The organism is Flavobacterium rhizophilum, from assembly GCF_046000485.1.
GTDB lineage: Bacteria > Bacteroidota > Bacteroidia > Flavobacteriales > Flavobacteriaceae > Flavobacterium > Flavobacterium rhizophilum.
On the sequence record NZ_JBELQB010000004.1, the window covers coordinates 109,584 to 127,459 of the forward strand.

A 17,876-nucleotide genomic window follows, 5' to 3' on the forward strand; every position below is an offset into this window, starting at 1 on the left:
AAAGTATAAATAACCGGGCTTAGTACAAATGCAATAAGACTTATTATTTTAATTTGTCTAAAAGTGCTTGGTGATGTTGTTTTTGGTTGATTTCCTGCCTTTAAATTCTATTTAAGTATATAATTGAGCTTTGTGTTTTTAAAGTTGCTTAAATCGTTGCTTAGAGATGTTGCTGTTTTTCTATCTGCAACCTTCAACTAATTTTTGTGACCTTCTAAACGGTAAAATGTATATTTACTTAAATATATTTATGAGGAAGATTAATAAAAAAATAATTGTAGAATTTACGAAAGGAGATGTTCTTTATGGTAGAAAAAATAGTGATGCCTTTCATCCTATACTTTTTCTTGAAAATAAGGACGAGAATTTTTTTGTTGGTGTCATGTTGACTAAATCTAGTGGTTATGGAAATATAAAACTACTGGAGGAACATGTTGTTAAATATAGCCTTGAAGGGGAAAAGTATAGTTTTGAGTATAATAATACTCACTTTGTTAAGGCTAAATTATTGAAAAGAAATGAATGGTCTCCTTTTACTAAGGTAGGACAAATTAATAAAGAAGGTCTTTCTTTTGTTGAAAAAAATATAATGGTTGATAAGGCTATTCTATGGGAAGAGTATTTGGAGGGGAAAAAATAGAATAATTAATTTATAAATCTTTTTTTTGTTAAAATAATTTAAAAATTGTAATTTTCTCGTTCTAAAATTAACCACCCTTACAATGGCGAGAAATCCTAAAATTGAATTTTTTAAGATCATTCTTAATAGTACTAAGTCTGATGAAAAAATAACCTTCAAAGAAATATTTACTGAACTATATTTCGCTAAAAATCCTGATGAAGAAGAAGTTCCGACTAACCAGGTTTTAATGAATACCTTTTATGAATCCATATTGTCAAAACTGGATAATAGGTTTAGAGTAAATAATAGTAAGAAGAAAGCGTTTTACGTGAAAAGTGATAAACAGGACGCTGAGAAAACTATAAAATTTGGGAGAGAAAGCTCTATCATTCATGGCAGAGTTAAAGGCGGTGCGTATGATACTGGTAAAGAAGAAGGCGATTTAAATAACCCTTCAGGCGATAATAAAAAGCTTGATAGTAATAATATATTGCTTGATGATTTCTATTTTTTATTGTATACTCCTTTAAACCAAAATGTTGGAGTTTTGATACTACAGAACTATACTTCTGACCAAATTGCGGATGTATTTAAGCCGTTTGTTCAAGGTGTATTTAAAGTTGAAAAAGTATCCTTGAAGGCTTCTTTGTTTGAGTTTATGCCTGATGTAATGCAAAAAGAATTTAAGGAAAATAGCTCGATAAAAAAGTTTGTCTTCTCTAACCAATATTTAATTTCTGATTTAGATGATGATGTTAAATCTACGGGTAAATTTACTGTTCAGTTAATTATTTCCTCTTCTGATAATAATCTGGGGATACAAAGTTTGCCTTTGTGGAAAAAGGCTCTTAGGAAGATTAAAATAAACGTTCCTGGAAATGAACCGAGAGTAGTAGAAAGCTTTGCTAAACAAAATGCTTATATTAAAGATGATAGTGGAGTAAAGGCAAATCCAACTATGTTTAGTTTGGATGACGAAACTTTATCTATTAGAGCTACTATATATTTGCAAAATCATATTACCCTTAAAGAAAATGGTATTCCTGTGTGGAAAGAGTTAGAAAATTTTGCCCAAAGAGCTCTAAAGGAAAATGTAATTCCTGAAATATATCCTGAAACTGATTTAGATGAAAATTAGTTCCTATATAAGGAAGAATATTGTAAAGATTTTAAATGAGAGTTATAAGTGGAGAAATAATGAATTATTATCTAAAAAGATAGAGTCTCCGCCTGTATCAATTGCTCAAATATTAAAATCTAATTTTTTCTTTTTTCTTTTTGGACTAGGTATATCCGTTTTTGTTCCTAGCTTTTTTAGGGAAAATATTACGACGTTTATTATGACATCTTTGTCAATTTTTATTGGTCTTTTTGTTTCAATATTAATTTTAGTATTTGATAAGTTTATACAATATAAGCAGAGGTTTGATGATGAAGTAAAAACTAATGAAGATAAACTTAATTTAAAACCTAATTTTATACGTACTAGGAATTTTAGTAGAAGATTTGTTTTTGTTCTTCTTGAAACTTTAATTATAGCTTTTGTCGCTATAATTTTTTTGTCAATAACTTTAATTTTTGATGAAAGTTATTTAAAGGATGTTAAACAGTATGATTTTGTTCTTTGGAAAGATATTGATTTAAAAAGTGTTTGGTATTGTATTAGAAACCTTTTGATTTTATTTTCTAAGAGTGTAATAATAGTACTATTGTTAAGATTTTGTATTTACCTGTTCTTTCTGTTCAGTTCTTTAGGCGAGTATATGAAAGGGGTTTTGTATGATAAAATTGAAATCTAAATATTTGTTTTTTACTTAAAAATTATGGCAAGAGTGTTTAAAATTTTATCGATAGACGGTGGAGGTATAAAGGGGCTATATTCTTCTACGATATTAGAACATTTTGAAGAAGAATACGGTTGTAGTGTTTCAGATTATTTTGATATGATTTGTGGAACATCTACAGGGGGGATATTAGCTTTAGCGCTCTCTTTGAAAATACCAGCATCTGAGATTAGTAATTTATATATTGAGAAAGGAGGGCGAATTTTTCCAAATCAAAATAAAATCGTGGGTTTATTTAAGCAATTGGTATGGAGAGGGAAGTATTCTGATATAGAATTAAAGAAAGCCCTTGAAGAGACTTTTGGAAGTACAAAAATTGAAGAGTCTAATAATCTTCTATGTATACCTAGCTATTCTTTAACCGATGCCCGTCCCTATATCTTTAAGTATGATCATAAGGAAGGTAATCTTTCTAGAGATAATAAAGCTTTATACGTTGATGTAGCTCTTGCAACTTCTGCTGCGCCAACGTACTTTCCTCTAGCGGAAATAGAATATTATAATAATAAACAGTTTGTAGATGGGGGAATTTGGGGTAATAATCCCAGTTTGGTAGGCTTTATAGAGGCTTTAACTTATTTTGTTGGCGAAGATGAGGATAAAGAATTTGATGAGGTAAAAATGCTTTCTATTAGTAGCTTAACTAATACTGCTGGTCGTAAACCGGGATTGACTCGTTTTCGCTCTTTTAGGCATTGGAAAAATGATTTATTTGAGTCTATGATGACTGGACAAGCGAAGTTTAATGAATATTTTATGTCTAAAGTTGATGAGATTAATTCTATTCCTGTAAGCCATGTAAGAGTTCCTAGTGAATATTTATCGCCTGAACAACAAAGTATTGTTCACCTTGATAAGGCTACTAAAAAGTCTTTAGACTTGTTGAAAGGTAAGGGTAATGATATGGGTATAATTTGGCGAAAGAAACAAGAAATAGCTGAGTTCTTTAAAGATGTTAAACTATATAAAACAAATTAATTATGGCTGATTTAAGTAAAACGTTTATTGAGTTTAATGATATTATTTACTTAACAAACGATAAAAAAACTGATTTAAGAAAATCTCGAGCTGTAATTAGGGAAGATATTGTAAAATATTTTAATGAAAAAAGAGATAAGCACACGGTTAAGTTTAAAGGGCAGGGTTCATTATCGATGAATACTTGTATTTTACCTCTAAGTGGAGAATATGATGTAGATGATGGAGTTTATATCTTTGGAAAAGAGGAAGATAAACCAACTGTGGCGACTGCTCATTCTTGGATATGTGATGCTTTAAATGGAAAAAAAATTATTGATAAAAATACTTGTATTAGAGTAATTTGTGATAATGAATACCATGTTGATTTGCCTATTTATTACAAAACAGATAAAAAAGAGAATGAGTTTTTTTGGGATGATAAAGATGTTCCGGAGCTAGCTCATAAAAGTAAAGGCTGGATTGAAAGTGACCCTTATGAGTTTAAAAAATGGTTTGAAGGTAAAGCTAAAGATAAACCGCAATTAAAAAGGATAGTACGTTATTTAAAAGCTTGGAGTGATAATAAAAGTCACTTGAATTTACCTAGTGGTATGGTGTTTACAATTTTAGCTGCTAATAATTATGTTGTTAAAGATAGAGATGATGAAGCTTTATTGGAAACTTTGAAGGCAATTCAACAAAATATTGATGATACTAGATTTATTTTGGCTAGCTATGTATGCAAGAGACCTACAGTCGATAAAAGAGAAAACTTATTAGCTAAGTATTCAGCCGATACTAGAAAAAAGAATTTCTTGGATGAATTAAATGGCTTTATAGAGTCCGGGAAAAAAGCTCTAGAGCTTAAAAGTAAAAAGGATGCCTGTGCGAAATGGCAAAAACATTTAGGAGAGAGAAGATTTCCTTGTTCTAATGTAGTAGAAGATGACGAGACTTTAGCTAAAGCATTTAGCCATCAGGATGTATTAAGATATGATAATAAGTCCGCTTAATGATAGACTATGTTAATTTAGTAGATAAGATTAATAAAACTGATGATTCAAGGCGCTTGTCTAGTGATGAAGTTAAAGAGCTAAATTATGAGTTTTCAGAGGGAGAGGTAATTGAAATAAATACTGAAATTACCTATAAAAATAAATATTTTGAGCTTGTATTTTATTTGAATTTCCCTGTGAATTTCCCTGTGAATTTCCCAAAAATATTTTTAAAGAAAGAAATTTATGATGGAATTAAATATATTCCTCATGTTAATAAAGATTATAGTATTTGTCTTTTTGATGAAGGGTTAAGTCCTTTGGAACCTAAGAATTTGGAAGTTTTTATTGAATTACTTATTGCCAAATCAAAGAAAATTATTAGAGCTTCTGAAGATGAAGGTGATACTGTTTTGGAATTCAAAAGAGAGTTTAGAGCTTATTGGGAAATAACTTATTCTGAAAAAGATAGAGTTAATAATTTAGGCTTTCACTCTATAGACTCTGAAACTGAGTCAAATGTTAAAGCCTTACGGTTTATTAAAGGAGATGTGTCTGGCTATGAATATTATTTATATACTAATGAAAAAGATGCTGAGAAGATTAAAAACTACTGTAAGAGTATTGGTATTTATTTTGTAGAGGCTTCAGTCTTAGTTATAAAAAATGTATTTGGTCGTCCTCCTTTTGAAATTTCTAATAAAGAGTCAATTGATATTATAAAAGGAGATGACAAATACGAGTCATTTAAGGCAATATGTAATAATAATGATTTTGAAGATATTGTTGTAGTCTTTTTTAATAACATTAATGATACTCTTGAATGCTATGGATGGACTTATAAAGGATTAACCAAAATACCGAGAAAAAAAGGTGGGTTTAGGAATAATAAAACAATTTCTTATTTAACTGATCCTAACTTTGGGGCGAGGAGTGTTCAAAGAATAAGTTTTAATAATTTATCTTTAAGTAGATTAGAAATAAGGACTTCTGGTTATGTTGAAAATCAAAAAAGTGTTACTGTTAGTGGCTTAGGAAGTATAGGGAGTAATTTAATTTTCTTTCTTAAGAATTTACCTATTATACAATTTAATTTAATAGATATAGAAGCCTTGTCAGTTGATAATATAAAAAGGCACTTGTTAGGTTTTGGTTCCGTAAGTTACTCTAAAACTACCGGAGTGGAGTTTGAACTAAAGAAGTTAAATCCGTTGTATAATATATTAACTCGTGAAGAATCTATAGCAACAATTATAGATAAAGAACCGGAGCTAATTAATTCCTGTAATCTTCATATTGTAGCTGTAGGAAAATCTATTATTGAAAAATATATTCTTAACAAGATTTCGATAGGGCTGATAAAAACACCAACGATTTTCTTTTGGGTTGAACCTTTTTTAGCTAGTGGTCAGATGATTTATCTAAATCCTAATGATGCTGATAACCTTTTGAAGGTAATAGACGAATACCCTTTTGATGTCCTATCTAAAGAACAAGTTAATAATGATAAAACTTACTTGATTGAAGGAAGTTGCCAAACGGGATATTTTCCCTATTCCTCGACTTATCTTATACAATTTTTGTCAGCGGTTTATCCTTTTTTAAAGGATTATGTTAATACTGAGGTAAGCCCTTCAATGATTTATACTTGGGTTGGTGATAAGAAATTATTAGAAGAAAAAGGATTAATTCTTAGTGAGTTTGGTAAGAGCCATAATACATTTGAGATTGTGATAAATAAACTATGATGGAAATTTTAATAGGGTCTATTAAACTAAAAATAGCTGAGAGTGTTTTTGATAATATATACCCATTTATTCAAGATGATAATATTAAGCCTGAGGCAGGGGGTATTTTGTTAGGGTATTATATTACTAGCGAGGAGTTTTGTATAATTGAAATTTCTTTACCTTGTGTTGAAGATAAAGCGACGAGATATAGTTTTATACGCTCTAGGAAGAATGCTCAGAAAATAATTGATAAAAATTTTAAGAGGAGTGATGGTAAAATAATTTATTTGGGAGAATGGCATACACACCCAGAGGATTATCCTTCTCCCTCAGGTGTAGATAGAAACTCTATTAAGGAACGTTTAAAGAAAGATAAATTAAATTCTGATGTTATTTTTACTTTAATTTTGGGGAGAAAAGGATTATATATTGCGGCTGTAAATAAAAATGGAATATTTGGGGAAAGGAATATTAATTATGATAAAATAGAATAAGAGATGAATTTTAGGTATTATAAAACGCAAAACTTAGTTATTACTATTTTACTCTTATCAGTTCCTTTGGGAATAATATCTAAACTTATTGAACTAAAATTAAAACAATATCCTTTGCTTGATGAAGCATATCAATTTATAGGGATTTTTTCAACGCCTGCTTTAATAATGGGGTTTTTAGTTTTAATTAATGAATATTTATGGAAATGGGAAATTAACGGTAAGAAACCTTTTAGTTTTATAGTAGACATTCCAAATTTAAATGGAAGGTATGAAGGCGTCTTGGTCTCTAGTTATAATAATAAAAAGATGCTTTGTACTATGGAAATAAAGCAGAATGCGTCCGGAATTAAAATTTATAGTTATTTTTCGGAATATGAAACAGGTAAATATTCTTCTACTTCTACAAGTGTATCTGAAGATTTAAATATAGAAGGAAATAATACTGTAATTCTAAGTTATAATTTTGATAATGTTAGTGAGCCGTTATTAGAAGTTGGAAATCACTATGGAACTGCCCGTTTAATATATTACTTTTACGATAAAAAAATTACTGGTAGATATTTTAACCAGAAGAATAATAGTGGTTCAATTGAAGTAATATTTAAGGATAAAAATATTTTAGGAAGATAAAACTAATGTTAGATAAACTTGCAAGGTTACTCATAGAATTAGATAAACGTAAGGAAAAAGACTTTAATGGACTTGGGCTTATTGTTTATAGGGATTTAAATAAACTACCTATAAGTGATTTTCATGAGGATAGTAGTTTATACCTGCCTAGAAAAGGTTTTGAAGAAGTCGTTGAGAACTTAATACTTCTATCTAGTAGTAAAAGTCCTTATCACGATGGATTTCATCTTTTGTCAAAGGAACTGACGTTAACGGGGGTTTCTAAATACTTTGCAACTCCAATCGTTAATGGATTAAATATTAAGAATAATTATGGAAGTAGATATCGTACCGCTTTGTACGGTTCTTTTGTTGATGGTGTGGTTTGTACTGCCGTACTTAGTAAAAATTATGGACCATTTATTTTTGATAAAGGTGTAGAAGTAAATCCTTACGATTTACTTAAGAAAATTGATTAAATTCCCCTATTACAACCCCCGTCATTTTTTGGTCTTGATAAAATGGTGATTTTATTGAGCTTTTTAAATATTATTCGAGTCCCGTCCAGACCGCCAGTAAAGGAGAAGTAGCCTCGCAATAGCGAGGCTTTTTTCGCCTCAAAGCATTTAAGATTAGTTGTGTTGTTTGCCCTAGCGGGCTGGTTTAGTAGTTAAACCGAATGAAAGGCTTTCCATTAAATTGGAGGGCTTTTTTGATTTTAATACATTTGGTTTTAAAAATAGGTTATATGGAAATTAAAACACACCAAACAGATAATCTTACCATAGCAGAAATAATTTCTCAGAACATTATCATCACTACAGTTGAAGATGGAACAGACCTGGTAGGGAATCTGTGCTATCAGGGGGTTGATAAGGCTATACTTTACGAGAGGAATATCACACCGGTATTTTTTGATTTAAAGACCCGTATGGCAGGGGAGATACTTCAAAAATTTTCCAATTATAAAATCAGGCTGGCTATTGTGGGTGACTTTGATAAGTATGAAAGTAATAGCTTAAATGATTTTATTTTTGAAAGTAATAAGGGAAGCACGGTTAATTTTGTTGCTACTATAGAAGAAGTATTAGGTTTATGATATAAAAATACCCATTTATAGGTATTGTTTTGTTAAAACCTAATTGTTAATTTTATAATGTAAAAGCTTATTACAAAGCTTTTTAGTTTTTTAATAAATAGTATTTACATATAAACACATTTTATTAATAACTAAATCTATACATTATGAAAACAAAAAGACCGTTTTTTGCGGCTGCAACACTAATGGCAGCAGCTTTTTTATGCTTTGCATTTACAACAAATGAGAAAGTCAACATGGTTGATGAAGGTCCGTCGGGTACGGCTTACGCTGTGACGTGGCAAAACAGTTCAGGCTATTGGTTTGCGGTAGGCCCTGTACAGGCCCTTTGGGCAGGAGAGCAAACCGAAGAGAAAGCTCTTGATTATGTAGTTGGCTCAAAGGCTAAGAGGGCAAAAAAAATGAAGTATAAAGATACCTGTGGTAAGTTTAAGGTGTATAACCTTGGGGTTGACTACGAATCGTATGATACCGATGCTTTAAAATATGTAAGAAAAAAAGGATACGATTGTAACTGGCCTTAGTTCATGTAATCCTTTAATTAAAAAGCCTTTCAGAAACTGAAAGGCTTTTTTTAATGAATGAGAAAAGGTAGTTGTCTTTCCTGATCATTAACATTACAATAGCTAAAAAAATCAGCTATCCTAAAACAAGTGGCAATACTTAAGTTTTTAAAGTTCTAATAGAATTTTAGAAAATTCGTCTTTGCTTTTTCCTAGTTTTGTTTCTACTCTTCTAAACATAATATCTTTTTTCCCTTCCTCAAAATGCAAATCGGCATCAGTAAGGCTTGGAAACTTTAGTTTAAGTTTTGCCTTTTCTTCTTTCCATTTGGTTTTTACTGCTTGAGAATTTTCGTTTTTATTTTCCATTATGGTAAAAATTAATGAAGCTTAATTGCTTCATAACAAAGGTGGCTTTTTTTTAATCCTGAATGTTACAGTACTTTTAGTTTGTTTTATATCATTCTCATGTTTTTGCAATTCGTATATTTTTACCAGTTCTGTTAGTTGAGATTTTAAAAAGCTTAAATAGCTTTTATAGTCGGCAATACTATTGTCTTTCTTCTCATAAGAAAGGAAAAGAGGTGTTTCAGTCAGTTTATCATAAAGCTCAGGGAAAGTGTTTTTTATGATTGATGTATAGTTGTTAATCTCATTTGTTATTTCGTTTATTGTTTTCATAATGAGGTAGCTTTTAAGGTTATAAAAAAAGCATCATGAATTTCATGATGCTTAAGTAGTGTTAGGTTAGCTTTAGCTTTTACATTATTTAATTAATGATCTCAATTTATATTTGTTTATATTATAGTGATTGCTTTTATAATAAGTAAAGTTAGATTACAAATTGTTTATTTGCTTATATCATTATGTATTTAGCTTACATAATTCACAGGTATTGTAATTCCTTTCTTTTTTTCTCTTTTATGGTTTTGAAAAAAGTAGGCGTTAACCCTGTAATTTTTTTGAATTGTGCCGAGAGGTGAGCAACACTGCTGTAGTTTAACAGATATGAAATTTGTGTAAGGCTAAGCTCATCATATATTAGCAGTTCCTTTACTCTCTCTATCTTATGGTTTATAATGTAATGCTCAATAGTGGTACCGGTTGCTTCTGAAAATATATTAGCCAGATAAGTATAATCATAATTAAGCTTGCTGCTTATGTACTCTGACTTTTTTGTTTTAATAAAATCACTGTCTTTATAAACGAGTTCAATAATTATATTTTTAATTTTCTCTATTAAAATGGCTTTTTTGTCGTCCATAAGTTCCAAGCCAACTTATAAGAGATACTTTTAAAGCTTTGCTTTGTTCTTTGCTAATAGGTTCTTTTATTTCAATTTCCCCAAGCTCTATAGTACCATACTTAATTTCCAACCTGTCGAGTTCGGCTTTTACAATTATCTTACAGCGCAGGCTTACCATATATTTAATGAAAATTTTTAGTGACATAATGGTTTTGTTAAAAACAATTGGTAATCCCGGCGTGTGATTTGTGAGGCTCTTAGTTTAGTTGCCCAGCAAAGAGATATTTATTTTTTTAAGCATAGCTTTAAAGTCAGATGTGACAACGGTTTTAAAAGCATTGCTTTTAATGTTTTTTATATAAGCGTCGCAATTGTAGTTCCATAAGTACATCTCATTTTCAAGAGTGTTTTTGTCGCTTAATGACATCGGAAGCTTTAATATTTCCTTATATATTTTATTTCGCATTTCGGTTAAGGCGGCAGGCTCTGTCATCTTGAAAAAATCTGCAATCATTTTTTCTATTTGTTCTTTTTTTTCAGATTTTTTCATAGAGCTTATTATTAGATATAACAAGGTACAACAATAAAGGGCTGCTATTACAAAGAGGTAGTTTTATTTTTGTTTCTATATTCTTGTTTTCCAAGCTTTTTAAGTATTTCGTAATGAGATTTTAAAGCGTCGAAAAAAGTTGGGTTTTCTATGTAAGGCAAATTAAACTCATGTGCTGTTTCCTTTACAATAGCTCCTATCTTTTTATAATGGACATGGCAAACCCTTGGGAATAAATGATGCTCTATCTGTTGGTTCAATCCGCCCAAAAAGAATGCGGCAATACTGTTTCCCGAAGCAAAGTTAGCGGTTGTTCTTAGCTGATGCTCTGCCCAATTGTCTTCAATATTTCCTTCTTCATTAGGTTTTGGAAAGTCGGTTCCCTCCACAACATGCGCTAACTGAAAAACAAGCCCCATTGTTAATCCTTTTGTAATGTGCAGTGCCATAAACCCAATTAAAAACTGCCACCAGGTAAGATTTAGCAGTAAAAGAGGGAGTACAATAAACAGAAAATAGTATAGTCCTTTGAAAAAGAATAAGTTGAAATACTCTATTTTGGGATGTTTAATTCTTATTTCACCAATTTTTGACTGAAAGAATTTTTTATAGTCTTTTCTAAATACCCACGACAGGGATGCCAGGCTGTATAACGGAAAAGCATATAAATGTTGGTAGCGCTGTATTTTATTTACGGGTTCTTCCTGCGAGATACGTATTAGTCCCGGGGCGACAACAAGGTCTTCATCATGACCGGGTATATTTGTAAACGTATGATGAACCGTATTATGCATAATGCTCCATAGGTAAGGGTTAGCACCTACTAAGTTGAACAAAAAACTGAAGCCTTTATTTACTTTTTTATTAGAAGATAAGGAGTCATGTATGGCATCGTGGCAAATATTAAAGCCTATAAATGCACTAAACATGCCAAGTAATACAGTTAATAAAAGTAATATCCAGCTGTTAAAAGAACTGGTTATTATTAAATTATAGAGGAGTAAAAAGATTCCAAGAAAAAAAATGACTTTGAACCACATATTGCTATTCGCATTTGGAGAGATATCATGCTCTTTAAAATAGTTGTCTACTTTTAATCTAACGGTAGGGAAAAATGCAGATTTTGTTTGGGCTTTAAATTTTAATCGGGTCATACTATGAATAGCTGCAACTTTTATTCACTATTCAAATCGTAAAATTATGCAAGTGCGAAAGGGCGACTATATTATCAGGATACTGTAATTTTTTCGGAAGCCCGGCCTGTTGAAGTTATATGTTCCAATATAACGATAAAAAGCGGTTTTTATTATATTAGCACAATTAAAATTTACTGCAAAAACACCTTATCATGTTTAAAAAAATCGTTTACGGCTTTCTGCTAATTCTTCTTGCGCTTTCTGTTTATCTTTATATATCGGTTAAGCAGCCCTATGGTATTATTGCCTTAGGATTTGTTTTAGCAGGTTTACTTTCACTGGCTTTACTTAAAATAAAATGGTTAAAAGTTGGTTTAGTTGTAGTTTTTTCTTCAGTGGGTTTATATGCTGTTACAGAAGGCTGTTATTTTATGCTTGAAACTAATTTTAAAAGGAAAAAGTTTAATATTGAAACGGCTGTACACTTTGAAAAAAATAGTTTTAAAGACGCCCTTGCCAAATCTAAAAAAGAAAATAAATACATATTTGTTGATTTTTATACCGGGTGGTGTACGCCATGCCTGCATATGGTTCAGCATGTTTTTACAGATGACCAGGTTGGTGATGCAATGAATGAAACCTTTGTTAATCTAAAATATGATGCAGAGAAAGGAGAAGGTGTTGAGCTTGCCAAGCGTTACAATGTTCGTGGTTACCCAACATGTTTAGTGCTTGACAGTGAAGGGAATGTTGTTGAAAAAGTAGGCGGAAACTTGGTGCCTCGCAAGGATGATTTAATAGCTATTCCAAAAAATATAAACGTCATTGATTGTTATATTACTGCGTAGTACTGTTTCTTTCCTGAAAATTTCCTTATTTTTGGCTGATACGCCAAAACGTTTATCCCTACAATGAAGAAAGCAGTTGTTGCATTATCACTTTTACTATTGGGTTCCTGCCAGTATTTTGATAAAAAGGTGCCCAGTGAGGAAGAATTGCTGCAAAAACGCCGTGCCGAAATCAATATGGATGAGGTTAGTTCCTATCCGTCTATTGGTGAGTGTGACAGTGTGATGGACAAGGAGCAGAAAAAAGAATGTTTTTTCTCTTCCATGACCCGTTTGGTACAGGAAAGACTGGATGCCGATACCCTTTTGCTTCTTTATCCTGAAATTGATACCATACAGCTTAAAGTAACCATATTTCCCGATGCTACCCTGGCTTTTGAAACCGAGTTTCCTAAAGATAGTGTGGGCTATGACCGAACTAAAATTGACAGCCTTTTGCGTAGCAGGCTTAGCGATTTCCCTGCTGTAGAGCCGGCCTCAAAAGAAGGGATTCCTGTAAAGAGTCAGTTTATTTTACCGGTTATTATTAACGTGGAGTAGTATTGGTTTTGAACCTGAATACAAAATAACTTCCTATACTTACAGGAATCACTATGTTAAGCAGCCATTGTAATGTGGCGGCAAATACCACAACCCACTCATTAATTCCCATTTTACCGAAAAACAATACGGCAACACTACCGCGAACGGCAAAATCAAAAAGCTGGAATGTGGGTAGTGACGATCCTAAAAAATATACGGCTGTAATAGCAGCAATCATTTCCGGGTAGGGTCCGTGTATACCAAACAAAAGGAATAAAAAATAATGCTGATGTATAAGGCAAAAATATCTAGCGAAGGCAAGCAATAAGTTTTTGCGGTGTATTTGTTTTGGAAGGGCATTTACCTTGTTTACTATTTTTTGAACCGAATATCCTTTTATGGTAAAGTTACGAGCTGTAAACAGTAATACGATTACAATAAAAACTATTGCTAATAAAATTAGCAAATAGCCTGCGGGTAAAATGCTGTAATAGGCATTAAACACGGCGAGCCCTATTAGCCCGGCAAATACAGCTATTATCAGTTGGATGCCGTTGCAAACAAGGTTAAGGAAAACAATATTTTTTGCCTGTGTTTTTTCGAAGTACAATGCTTTGGCGGCATATTCACCTATTCCGTTTGGGGTAAACAGGGCTGCGGTCATAGCAGCCAGTACCTGTGCGACTGACTCCCTTAACTTTATCTCCCTGACAGTGGAAACCAAGTTTTGCCATTTTATAATTTCCAAAAAACGGTTTAGGAATGTTAGCGCTATAATAACAGCAGCTATAACGAAAGAAGTGCTTCCGTTAAAAAGGTTTTTCAACTTTATCCAGTCGGGGCTGTTGTCTCCTGCAAGCCTGCTGTATATAAAATAAAATGCGCCGCTAACTATTAAAAGTTTAACAACCACAGTTAGGAAATGCTTAGCTTTGCGGGACAGTGTAATCATAACTGCAAAATAAACAAATTAAATTGGCAAACGAGCGTATCATATTAGGTATTGACCCCGGTACTACCATAATGGGATTTGGTCTTATTAAGGTGGTGAATAAGAAAATGGAATTTATTCAGCTAAACGAACTTCAGTTGAGTAAATATGATGACCATTATGTAAAGCTTCGCCATATATTTGAAAGAACTATCGAGCTGATTGATACTCATCATCCAGATGAGATTGCTATCGAGGCTCCCTTTTTTGGTAAAAATGTACAGTCTATGCTCAAACTGGGCAGGGCACAGGGTGTAGCTATGGCTGCCGGACTTTCCAGACAGATACCCATAACCGAGTATGAGCCTAAAAAAATTAAAATGGCGATAACGGGTAACGGTAATGCCAGTAAGGAACAGGTGGCAAAAATGCTGCAACAGTTACTGGGACTTAAGGAAATACCTAAAAACCTTGACAGTACCGACGGACTTGCAGCTGCGGTATGTCATTTTTTTAACTCAGGTAAAACCGTTGTTGGTAAAAGTTATTCGGGATGGGATGCTTTTGTTAAGCAAAATACCAACAGGATAAAATAGCAGCGATGGCAGGTATTTATATTCATATTCCTTTTTGCAGGCAGGCATGTCACTACTGTGATTTCCACTTTTCCACTTCCATGAAGAAAAAGCAGGAAATGGTAACGGCACTTGCTAAGGAAATTAGCATAAGGAAAAATGAATTTACAGGTCAAAACGTCGAAACTATTTATTTTGGGGGCGGTACACCATCGGTATTAACCAATCAGGAAATAGAGTTTCTTATCAATACGGTTCTTAAAAACTATACGGTATCAAATAATCCTGAAATTACCCTTGAGGCCAATCCGGACGACCTCTCAATTAGCCGCATAACCGAATTAGCAAATTCCCGAATAAACAGATTAAGCATTGGGATACAGTCGTTTTTTGAAGACGACCTTAAAATGATGAACCGTGCGCATAATGCACAACAGGCTAATGAATGCCTTACTGAAGCGGTTAAGTATTTTGAGAACATTTCTATCGATCTTATTTATGGTGTTCCGGGAATGACAAATGAGCGTTGGCTGCAAAATGTAGATAAGGCACTGTCTTTCGGTGTGCCACACATATCAAGTTATGCTCTTACGGTTGAGCCCAAAACAGCACTGCATAATTTTGTACAAAAGGGTATCATAGCCCAGCCAAGTGATGAGGTTGCCCATGAGCATTTTATGTCGCTTACCGAAAAACTTCAGGAAAATGGCTTTGTACATTATGAACTTTCTAATTTTGGAAAGGAAGGCTATTTTTCCCGAAATAATACGGCCTACTGGCTTGGTAAAAAATATTTAGGCATAGGGCCTTCTGCCCACAGTTATGATGGGGTTTCCCGAAGCTGGAATATAGCAAACAATGCTTTGTACCTAAAAGCAATTGAAAATAATGAATTACCTGCCGAAAAAGAAAAGCTAACCGTGACCGACAGGTATAACGAATATGTAATGACAGGCTTGCGTACCATTTGGGGCGTATCTATAACAAGGGTAGAGCAAGAATTTGGCTTATTGTACAAAAAACATCTTCTAAATGAGGCTGCTAATTTTATTAGCAAAGATTTGCTTTCGCTTCAGGATAATATTTTAAAAACGACTCCAAAAGGAAAGTTTCTTGCCGATGGTTTAGCCAGTGACCTGTTTTTTATAAATTTGGAATAGCATAAACAAACAAAACATGAAAGCTACCATACAGCATAACAATACTATTTTTACTATTGATTTTTCAAACCCTATAGATATTTCCATCCCTTTAACTAATACCGATGCTAACCCTATTGCATGGTATATAGATAAACCGGTTATCGAACCCGTAAAAATGGGTGACTGGGTAGGTAAGGTGAGCGAGGGTTCGTCTACAAACTTTAATAATATATTCTTTAACCCGCACGGTCACGGTACGCATACCGAATGCCTGGGGCATATAACTAAAGAATTTTACAGTATAAACCAGGCGTTAAAACAATTCTTCTTTTTAGCCGAAGTAGTTTCGATTACTCCAGAGGTACAGGGAGAAGATCTTGTTATTACCCGCAGTCAAGTTGAAAAAGCACTGGCAGGAAAATCGCCGGAAGCAATTGTTATCCGTACCCTGCCTAATGAAGCGATTAAAAAATCAAAAAACTACAGCAATACCAATCCGCCTTATCTGGAAGAGGCAGCCGCGGCTTATATACGTGAGTGTGGTATAAAGCATCTTTTAATCGATTTGCCTAGTGTAGATAAAGAGAAGGACGAAGGGAAGCTGGTTGCCCATAAGGCTTTTTGGAATGTTAAGGACGTAAACAGCCTGAATACCGATGCCAGGCATGATGCTACCATTACCGAAATGATTTATGTAAACGATACGGTGGCCGATGGGAGTTATTTACTAAATTTACAAATAGCATCTTTTGAGAACGATGCCAGTCCAAGTAAACCTGTATTGTACAAACTGTAATGAAAACACTTATAAAACTGGAGGAAGCCGCCCTGTTTTTGTTGGGGATTTATTTTTTTAGCCAACTGGATTATGCATGGTGGTGGTTTTTGATGTTACTCCTGGTGCCTGATTTTTCAATGATAGGTTATGTGTTTGGCAACAAGGCCGGAGCATGGACTTATAATTTTTTCCATCACAGGGGAGTGGCAATACTACTGTATTTAGCCGGAGCTTATTACTCCAGTCAGTTATTAAAGCTAATTGGTGTAATATGGTTTGCACACTCCAGTATGGACAGGATGTTTGGATACGGACTCAAATATGAAAACGGATTTAAATTCACCCATTTGGGGGAGATAGGGAAAAACTAAGTAACTACAAATTATGAATATCCAGTCTTACTACGATTATTGCCTTTCCAAGAAAGGCGTTACCGAACACTTTCCGTTTGATGAGGAAACACTTGTGTTTAAAGTGGGCGGAAAAATGTTTGCGCTTTCTTCACTAAAAGGATGGGAAGCCAATACGCCTTCAATAAATTTAAAATGTGATCCCGATAGAGCGCAGGAATTTCGTGCCGAATATGACGGTATAAAACCCGGTTACCACATGAGCAAGGTACACTGGAATACGGTTACGGTACATAGTGATGTTCCGCAAAAACTTTTACTGGAGCTTATAGATCATTCATACGAATTGGTATTCAAAAGCCTTACTAAAAAACTACAGGCAGAAATAAGTGGTAGTTAAGGCAATAAGTAAGTGCTATAAGATGTTATACTTTGTTTGACCTTACTTAAATTATGGAAACCACTACTAATATTGAACAGCTTATCCCTCATCGTTACCCCTTTTTATTTGTAGACGAGATTGTTTCGGCAAAAGATAATCAGATTATAGGTACGGTAGTTTTTGATTCTGAAAATTTACTTTTAAAATGGACTTTCCCCGGTGCTGGTGTAGTGCCTAATACTATACTTTTGGAGTCTATGGCGCAATGTGGAGGTGCTGGTGTGCGGTTACTGGGGGTTAATAAAGGTATTTTTGCCCTGGCCCATATAGAGCAATCGGCATTTTTTGCAGAAGTGAAATACAACCATGAGGTAAGGCATGAAATCACCAATATAAGGATGAGTGAAAAGATTATAAAACAAACAGGTAAGGCTTATGTGGGAGATACCCTTGTAATGGAAGCTACCTGGATGTCTATCAGGATAGATTAATAAGTATAGAATATAAAGAGCTAAAAGTAGTATCTGTTACGTATGTCATTTTGACGACAGGAAAAA

Annotated in this window: 24 protein-coding genes and 1 pseudogene; 19 read left to right on the forward strand and 6 right to left on the reverse strand. The window is 33.1% G+C overall.

All coding sequences use genetic code 11. The annotated features are described in order from the left end of the window. Positions 1–250 precede the first annotated feature (250 nt). The 11 genes from ABS768_RS06300 to ABS768_RS06350 all read left to right on the forward strand — a co-directional run bounded on the left by ABS768_RS06300 (position 251) and on the right by ABS768_RS06350 (position 8,880). On the forward strand, positions 251–640 hold the full coding sequence (locus tag ABS768_RS06300; protein WP_408074123.1) for a hypothetical protein: 390 nt from the start codon (positions 251–253) through the stop codon (positions 638–640). 82 nt (positions 641–722) lie between these two features. After that, positions 723–1,760 (forward strand): hypothetical protein, encoded by a 1,038-nt coding sequence (locus ABS768_RS06305; RefSeq protein WP_408074124.1) that lies wholly within the window; start codon positions 723–725, stop codon positions 1,758–1,760. After that, positions 1,750–2,421, forward strand: a complete 672-nt coding sequence (locus ABS768_RS06310) for a hypothetical protein (protein WP_408074125.1) — start codon at positions 1,750–1,752, stop codon at positions 2,419–2,421. Before ABS768_RS06305 ends, ABS768_RS06310 begins: the two co-directional genes overlap by 11 nt. A gap of 24 nt (positions 2,422–2,445) precedes the next feature. Then, positions 2,446–3,444, forward strand: a complete 999-nt coding sequence (locus ABS768_RS06315) for a CBASS cGAMP-activated phospholipase (RefSeq protein ID WP_408074126.1) — start codon at positions 2,446–2,448, stop codon at positions 3,442–3,444. Between the two features lie 2 nt (positions 3,445–3,446). Next, complete coding sequence (locus tag ABS768_RS06320) at positions 3,447–4,439, forward strand: CBASS cGAMP synthase (protein WP_408074127.1); 993 nt, start codon at positions 3,447–3,449, stop codon at positions 4,437–4,439. Beyond that, positions 4,439–6,169 carry an E2/UBC family protein gene (locus ABS768_RS06325; RefSeq protein ID WP_408074128.1) on the forward strand — a complete coding sequence of 577 codons (1,731 nt, stop codon included), beginning with the start codon at positions 4,439–4,441 and terminating at the stop codon, positions 6,167–6,169. Before ABS768_RS06320 ends, ABS768_RS06325 begins: the two co-directional genes overlap by 1 nt. Then, the gene (locus ABS768_RS06330) at positions 6,166–6,645 is read left to right on the forward strand and encodes a Mov34/MPN/PAD-1 family protein (RefSeq protein WP_408074129.1); all 480 of its coding nucleotides are present in this window, start codon (positions 6,166–6,168) and stop codon (positions 6,643–6,645) included. The genes ABS768_RS06325 and ABS768_RS06330 overlap by 4 nt, the downstream gene beginning before the upstream one ends. A gap of 3 nt (positions 6,646–6,648) precedes the next feature. Next, on the forward strand, positions 6,649–7,278 hold the full coding sequence (locus tag ABS768_RS06335) for a Cap15 family cyclic dinucleotide receptor domain-containing protein (RefSeq protein ID WP_408074130.1): 630 nt from the start codon (positions 6,649–6,651) through the stop codon (positions 7,276–7,278). A gap of 5 nt (positions 7,279–7,283) precedes the next feature. Further along, the gene (locus ABS768_RS06340) at positions 7,284–7,736 is read left to right on the forward strand and encodes a hypothetical protein (RefSeq protein ID WP_408074131.1); all 453 of its coding nucleotides are present in this window, start codon (positions 7,284–7,286) and stop codon (positions 7,734–7,736) included. Between the two features lie 269 nt (positions 7,737–8,005). After that, complete coding sequence (locus ABS768_RS06345) at positions 8,006–8,356, forward strand: DUF4180 domain-containing protein (RefSeq protein WP_408074132.1); 351 nt, start codon at positions 8,006–8,008, stop codon at positions 8,354–8,356. Between the two features lie 146 nt (positions 8,357–8,502). After that, a complete protein-coding gene (locus ABS768_RS06350; RefSeq protein WP_408074133.1) occupies positions 8,503–8,880 on the forward strand; it encodes a hypothetical protein in 378 nt (125 codons plus the stop codon). 147 nt (positions 8,881–9,027) lie between these two features. Here the strand turns inward: ABS768_RS06350 and ABS768_RS06355 are convergent, their stop codons facing one another. The 5 genes and pseudogenes from ABS768_RS06355 to ABS768_RS06375 all read right to left on the reverse strand — a co-directional run bounded on the left by ABS768_RS06355 (position 9,028) and on the right by ABS768_RS06375 (position 11,809). Then, positions 9,028–9,228, reverse strand: a complete 201-nt coding sequence (locus ABS768_RS06355; protein WP_035134408.1) for a hypothetical protein — start codon at positions 9,226–9,228, stop codon at positions 9,028–9,030. 30 nt (positions 9,229–9,258) lie between these two features. Then, positions 9,259–9,540, reverse strand: a complete 282-nt coding sequence (locus ABS768_RS06360) for a hypothetical protein (RefSeq protein ID WP_330442669.1) — start codon at positions 9,538–9,540, stop codon at positions 9,259–9,261. A gap of 205 nt (positions 9,541–9,745) precedes the next feature. Then, a pseudogene (locus ABS768_RS06365) lies at positions 9,746–10,283 on the reverse strand (helix-turn-helix domain-containing protein). Between the two features lie 84 nt (positions 10,284–10,367). Further along, positions 10,368–10,655, reverse strand: coding sequence for a hypothetical protein (locus tag ABS768_RS06370; protein WP_408074134.1), 288 nt, complete (start codon positions 10,653–10,655; stop codon positions 10,368–10,370). A gap of 47 nt (positions 10,656–10,702) precedes the next feature. Further along, positions 10,703–11,809, reverse strand: coding sequence for a fatty acid desaturase family protein (locus ABS768_RS06375; RefSeq protein WP_408074135.1), 1,107 nt, complete (start codon positions 11,807–11,809; stop codon positions 10,703–10,705). A 194-nt stretch (positions 11,810–12,003) separates the two neighbouring features. On the opposite strand from ABS768_RS06375, the gene ABS768_RS06380 reads away from it, so the two are divergent. Together ABS768_RS06380 and ABS768_RS06385 are read left to right on the forward strand one after the other, a co-directional pair. Beyond that, positions 12,004–12,639: a thioredoxin family protein gene (locus tag ABS768_RS06380; RefSeq protein ID WP_408074136.1), complete on the forward strand. Its 636-nt coding sequence runs from the start codon at positions 12,004–12,006 to the stop codon at positions 12,637–12,639. Positions 12,640–12,702: 63 nt separating this feature from the next. Beyond that, positions 12,703–13,179, forward strand: coding sequence for a hypothetical protein (locus ABS768_RS06385; RefSeq protein WP_035134396.1), 477 nt, complete (start codon positions 12,703–12,705; stop codon positions 13,177–13,179). On the opposite strand, the gene ABS768_RS06390 is transcribed toward ABS768_RS06385, so the two are convergent. Next, positions 13,166–14,113, reverse strand: a complete 948-nt coding sequence (locus tag ABS768_RS06390; RefSeq protein WP_408074137.1) for a hypothetical protein — start codon at positions 14,111–14,113, stop codon at positions 13,166–13,168. The genes ABS768_RS06385 and ABS768_RS06390 overlap by 14 nt on opposite strands. Before the next feature lie 23 nt (positions 14,114–14,136). On the opposite strand from ABS768_RS06390, the gene ruvC reads away from it, so the two are divergent. The 6 genes from ruvC to ABS768_RS06420 are packed head-to-tail and all read left to right on the forward strand — an operon-like array spanning position 14,137 to position 17,810. Then, positions 14,137–14,688: a crossover junction endodeoxyribonuclease RuvC gene (gene ruvC, locus ABS768_RS06395; RefSeq protein WP_330442663.1), complete on the forward strand. Its 552-nt coding sequence runs from the start codon at positions 14,137–14,139 to the stop codon at positions 14,686–14,688. Positions 14,689–14,693: 5 nt separating this feature from the next. Next, positions 14,694–15,827 (forward strand): radical SAM family heme chaperone HemW, encoded by a 1,134-nt coding sequence (hemW, locus tag ABS768_RS06400; RefSeq protein WP_408074138.1) that lies wholly within the window; start codon positions 14,694–14,696, stop codon positions 15,825–15,827. A 16-nt stretch (positions 15,828–15,843) separates the two neighbouring features. Then, positions 15,844–16,605, forward strand: a complete 762-nt coding sequence (locus ABS768_RS06405; protein WP_408074139.1) for a cyclase family protein — start codon at positions 15,844–15,846, stop codon at positions 16,603–16,605. Continuing rightward, the gene (locus ABS768_RS06410) at positions 16,605–16,958 is read left to right on the forward strand and encodes a DUF4260 domain-containing protein (RefSeq protein WP_408074140.1); all 354 of its coding nucleotides are present in this window, start codon (positions 16,605–16,607) and stop codon (positions 16,956–16,958) included. The genes ABS768_RS06405 and ABS768_RS06410 overlap by 1 nt, the downstream gene beginning before the upstream one ends. Positions 16,959–16,971: 13 nt before the next feature. After that, complete coding sequence (locus ABS768_RS06415) at positions 16,972–17,337, forward strand: MmcQ/YjbR family DNA-binding protein (protein WP_408074141.1); 366 nt, start codon at positions 16,972–16,974, stop codon at positions 17,335–17,337. A gap of 53 nt (positions 17,338–17,390) precedes the next feature. Then, a complete protein-coding gene (locus tag ABS768_RS06420; protein ID WP_408074142.1) occupies positions 17,391–17,810 on the forward strand; it encodes a 3-hydroxyacyl-ACP dehydratase FabZ family protein in 420 nt (139 codons plus the stop codon). Positions 17,811–17,876: the final 66 nt, after the last annotated feature.

What these genes read in the sequence shown, in the direction of transcription:
- ABS768_RS06300 (WP_408074123.1), top strand. Translation starts at nt 251, where the DNA reads ATGAGGAAGATTAATAAAAAAATAATTGTAGAATTTACGAAAGGAGAT.
- ABS768_RS06305 (WP_408074124.1), top strand. Translation starts at nt 723, where the DNA reads ATGGCGAGAAATCCTAAAATTGAATTTTTTAAGATCATTCTTAATAGT.
- ABS768_RS06310 (WP_408074125.1), top strand. Translation starts at nt 1,750, where the DNA reads ATGAAAATTAGTTCCTATATAAGGAAGAATATTGTAAAGATTTTAAAT.
- ABS768_RS06315 (WP_408074126.1), top strand. Translation starts at nt 2,446, where the DNA reads ATGGCAAGAGTGTTTAAAATTTTATCGATAGACGGTGGAGGTATAAAG.
- ABS768_RS06320 (WP_408074127.1), top strand. Translation starts at nt 3,447, where the DNA reads ATGGCTGATTTAAGTAAAACGTTTATTGAGTTTAATGATATTATTTAC.
- ABS768_RS06325 (WP_408074128.1), top strand. Translation starts at nt 4,439, where the DNA reads ATGATAGACTATGTTAATTTAGTAGATAAGATTAATAAAACTGATGAT.
- ABS768_RS06330 (WP_408074129.1), top strand. Translation starts at nt 6,166, where the DNA reads ATGATGGAAATTTTAATAGGGTCTATTAAACTAAAAATAGCTGAGAGT.
- ABS768_RS06335 (WP_408074130.1), top strand. Translation starts at nt 6,649, where the DNA reads ATGAATTTTAGGTATTATAAAACGCAAAACTTAGTTATTACTATTTTA.
- ABS768_RS06340 (WP_408074131.1), top strand. Translation starts at nt 7,284, where the DNA reads ATGTTAGATAAACTTGCAAGGTTACTCATAGAATTAGATAAACGTAAG.
- ABS768_RS06345 (WP_408074132.1), top strand. Translation starts at nt 8,006, where the DNA reads ATGGAAATTAAAACACACCAAACAGATAATCTTACCATAGCAGAAATA.
- ABS768_RS06350 (WP_408074133.1), top strand. Translation starts at nt 8,503, where the DNA reads ATGAAAACAAAAAGACCGTTTTTTGCGGCTGCAACACTAATGGCAGCA.
- ABS768_RS06355 (WP_035134408.1), bottom strand. Translation starts at nt 9,228, where the DNA reads ATGGAAAATAAAAACGAAAATTCTCAAGCAGTAAAAACCAAATGGAAA.
- ABS768_RS06360 (WP_330442669.1), bottom strand. Translation starts at nt 9,540, where the DNA reads ATGAAAACAATAAACGAAATAACAAATGAGATTAACAACTATACATCA.
- ABS768_RS06370 (WP_408074134.1), bottom strand. Translation starts at nt 10,655, where the DNA reads ATGAAAAAATCTGAAAAAAAAGAACAAATAGAAAAAATGATTGCAGAT.
- ABS768_RS06375 (WP_408074135.1), bottom strand. Translation starts at nt 11,809, where the DNA reads ATGACCCGATTAAAATTTAAAGCCCAAACAAAATCTGCATTTTTCCCT.
- ABS768_RS06380 (WP_408074136.1), top strand. Translation starts at nt 12,004, where the DNA reads ATGTTTAAAAAAATCGTTTACGGCTTTCTGCTAATTCTTCTTGCGCTT.
- ABS768_RS06385 (WP_035134396.1), top strand. Translation starts at nt 12,703, where the DNA reads ATGAAGAAAGCAGTTGTTGCATTATCACTTTTACTATTGGGTTCCTGC.
- ABS768_RS06390 (WP_408074137.1), bottom strand. Translation starts at nt 14,113, where the DNA reads ATGATTACACTGTCCCGCAAAGCTAAGCATTTCCTAACTGTGGTTGTT.
- hemW (WP_408074138.1), top strand. Translation starts at nt 14,694, where the DNA reads ATGGCAGGTATTTATATTCATATTCCTTTTTGCAGGCAGGCATGTCAC.
- ABS768_RS06405 (WP_408074139.1), top strand. Translation starts at nt 15,844, where the DNA reads ATGAAAGCTACCATACAGCATAACAATACTATTTTTACTATTGATTTT.
- ABS768_RS06410 (WP_408074140.1), top strand. Translation starts at nt 16,605, where the DNA reads ATGAAAACACTTATAAAACTGGAGGAAGCCGCCCTGTTTTTGTTGGGG.
- ABS768_RS06415 (WP_408074141.1), top strand. Translation starts at nt 16,972, where the DNA reads ATGAATATCCAGTCTTACTACGATTATTGCCTTTCCAAGAAAGGCGTT.
- ABS768_RS06420 (WP_408074142.1), top strand. Translation starts at nt 17,391, where the DNA reads ATGGAAACCACTACTAATATTGAACAGCTTATCCCTCATCGTTACCCC.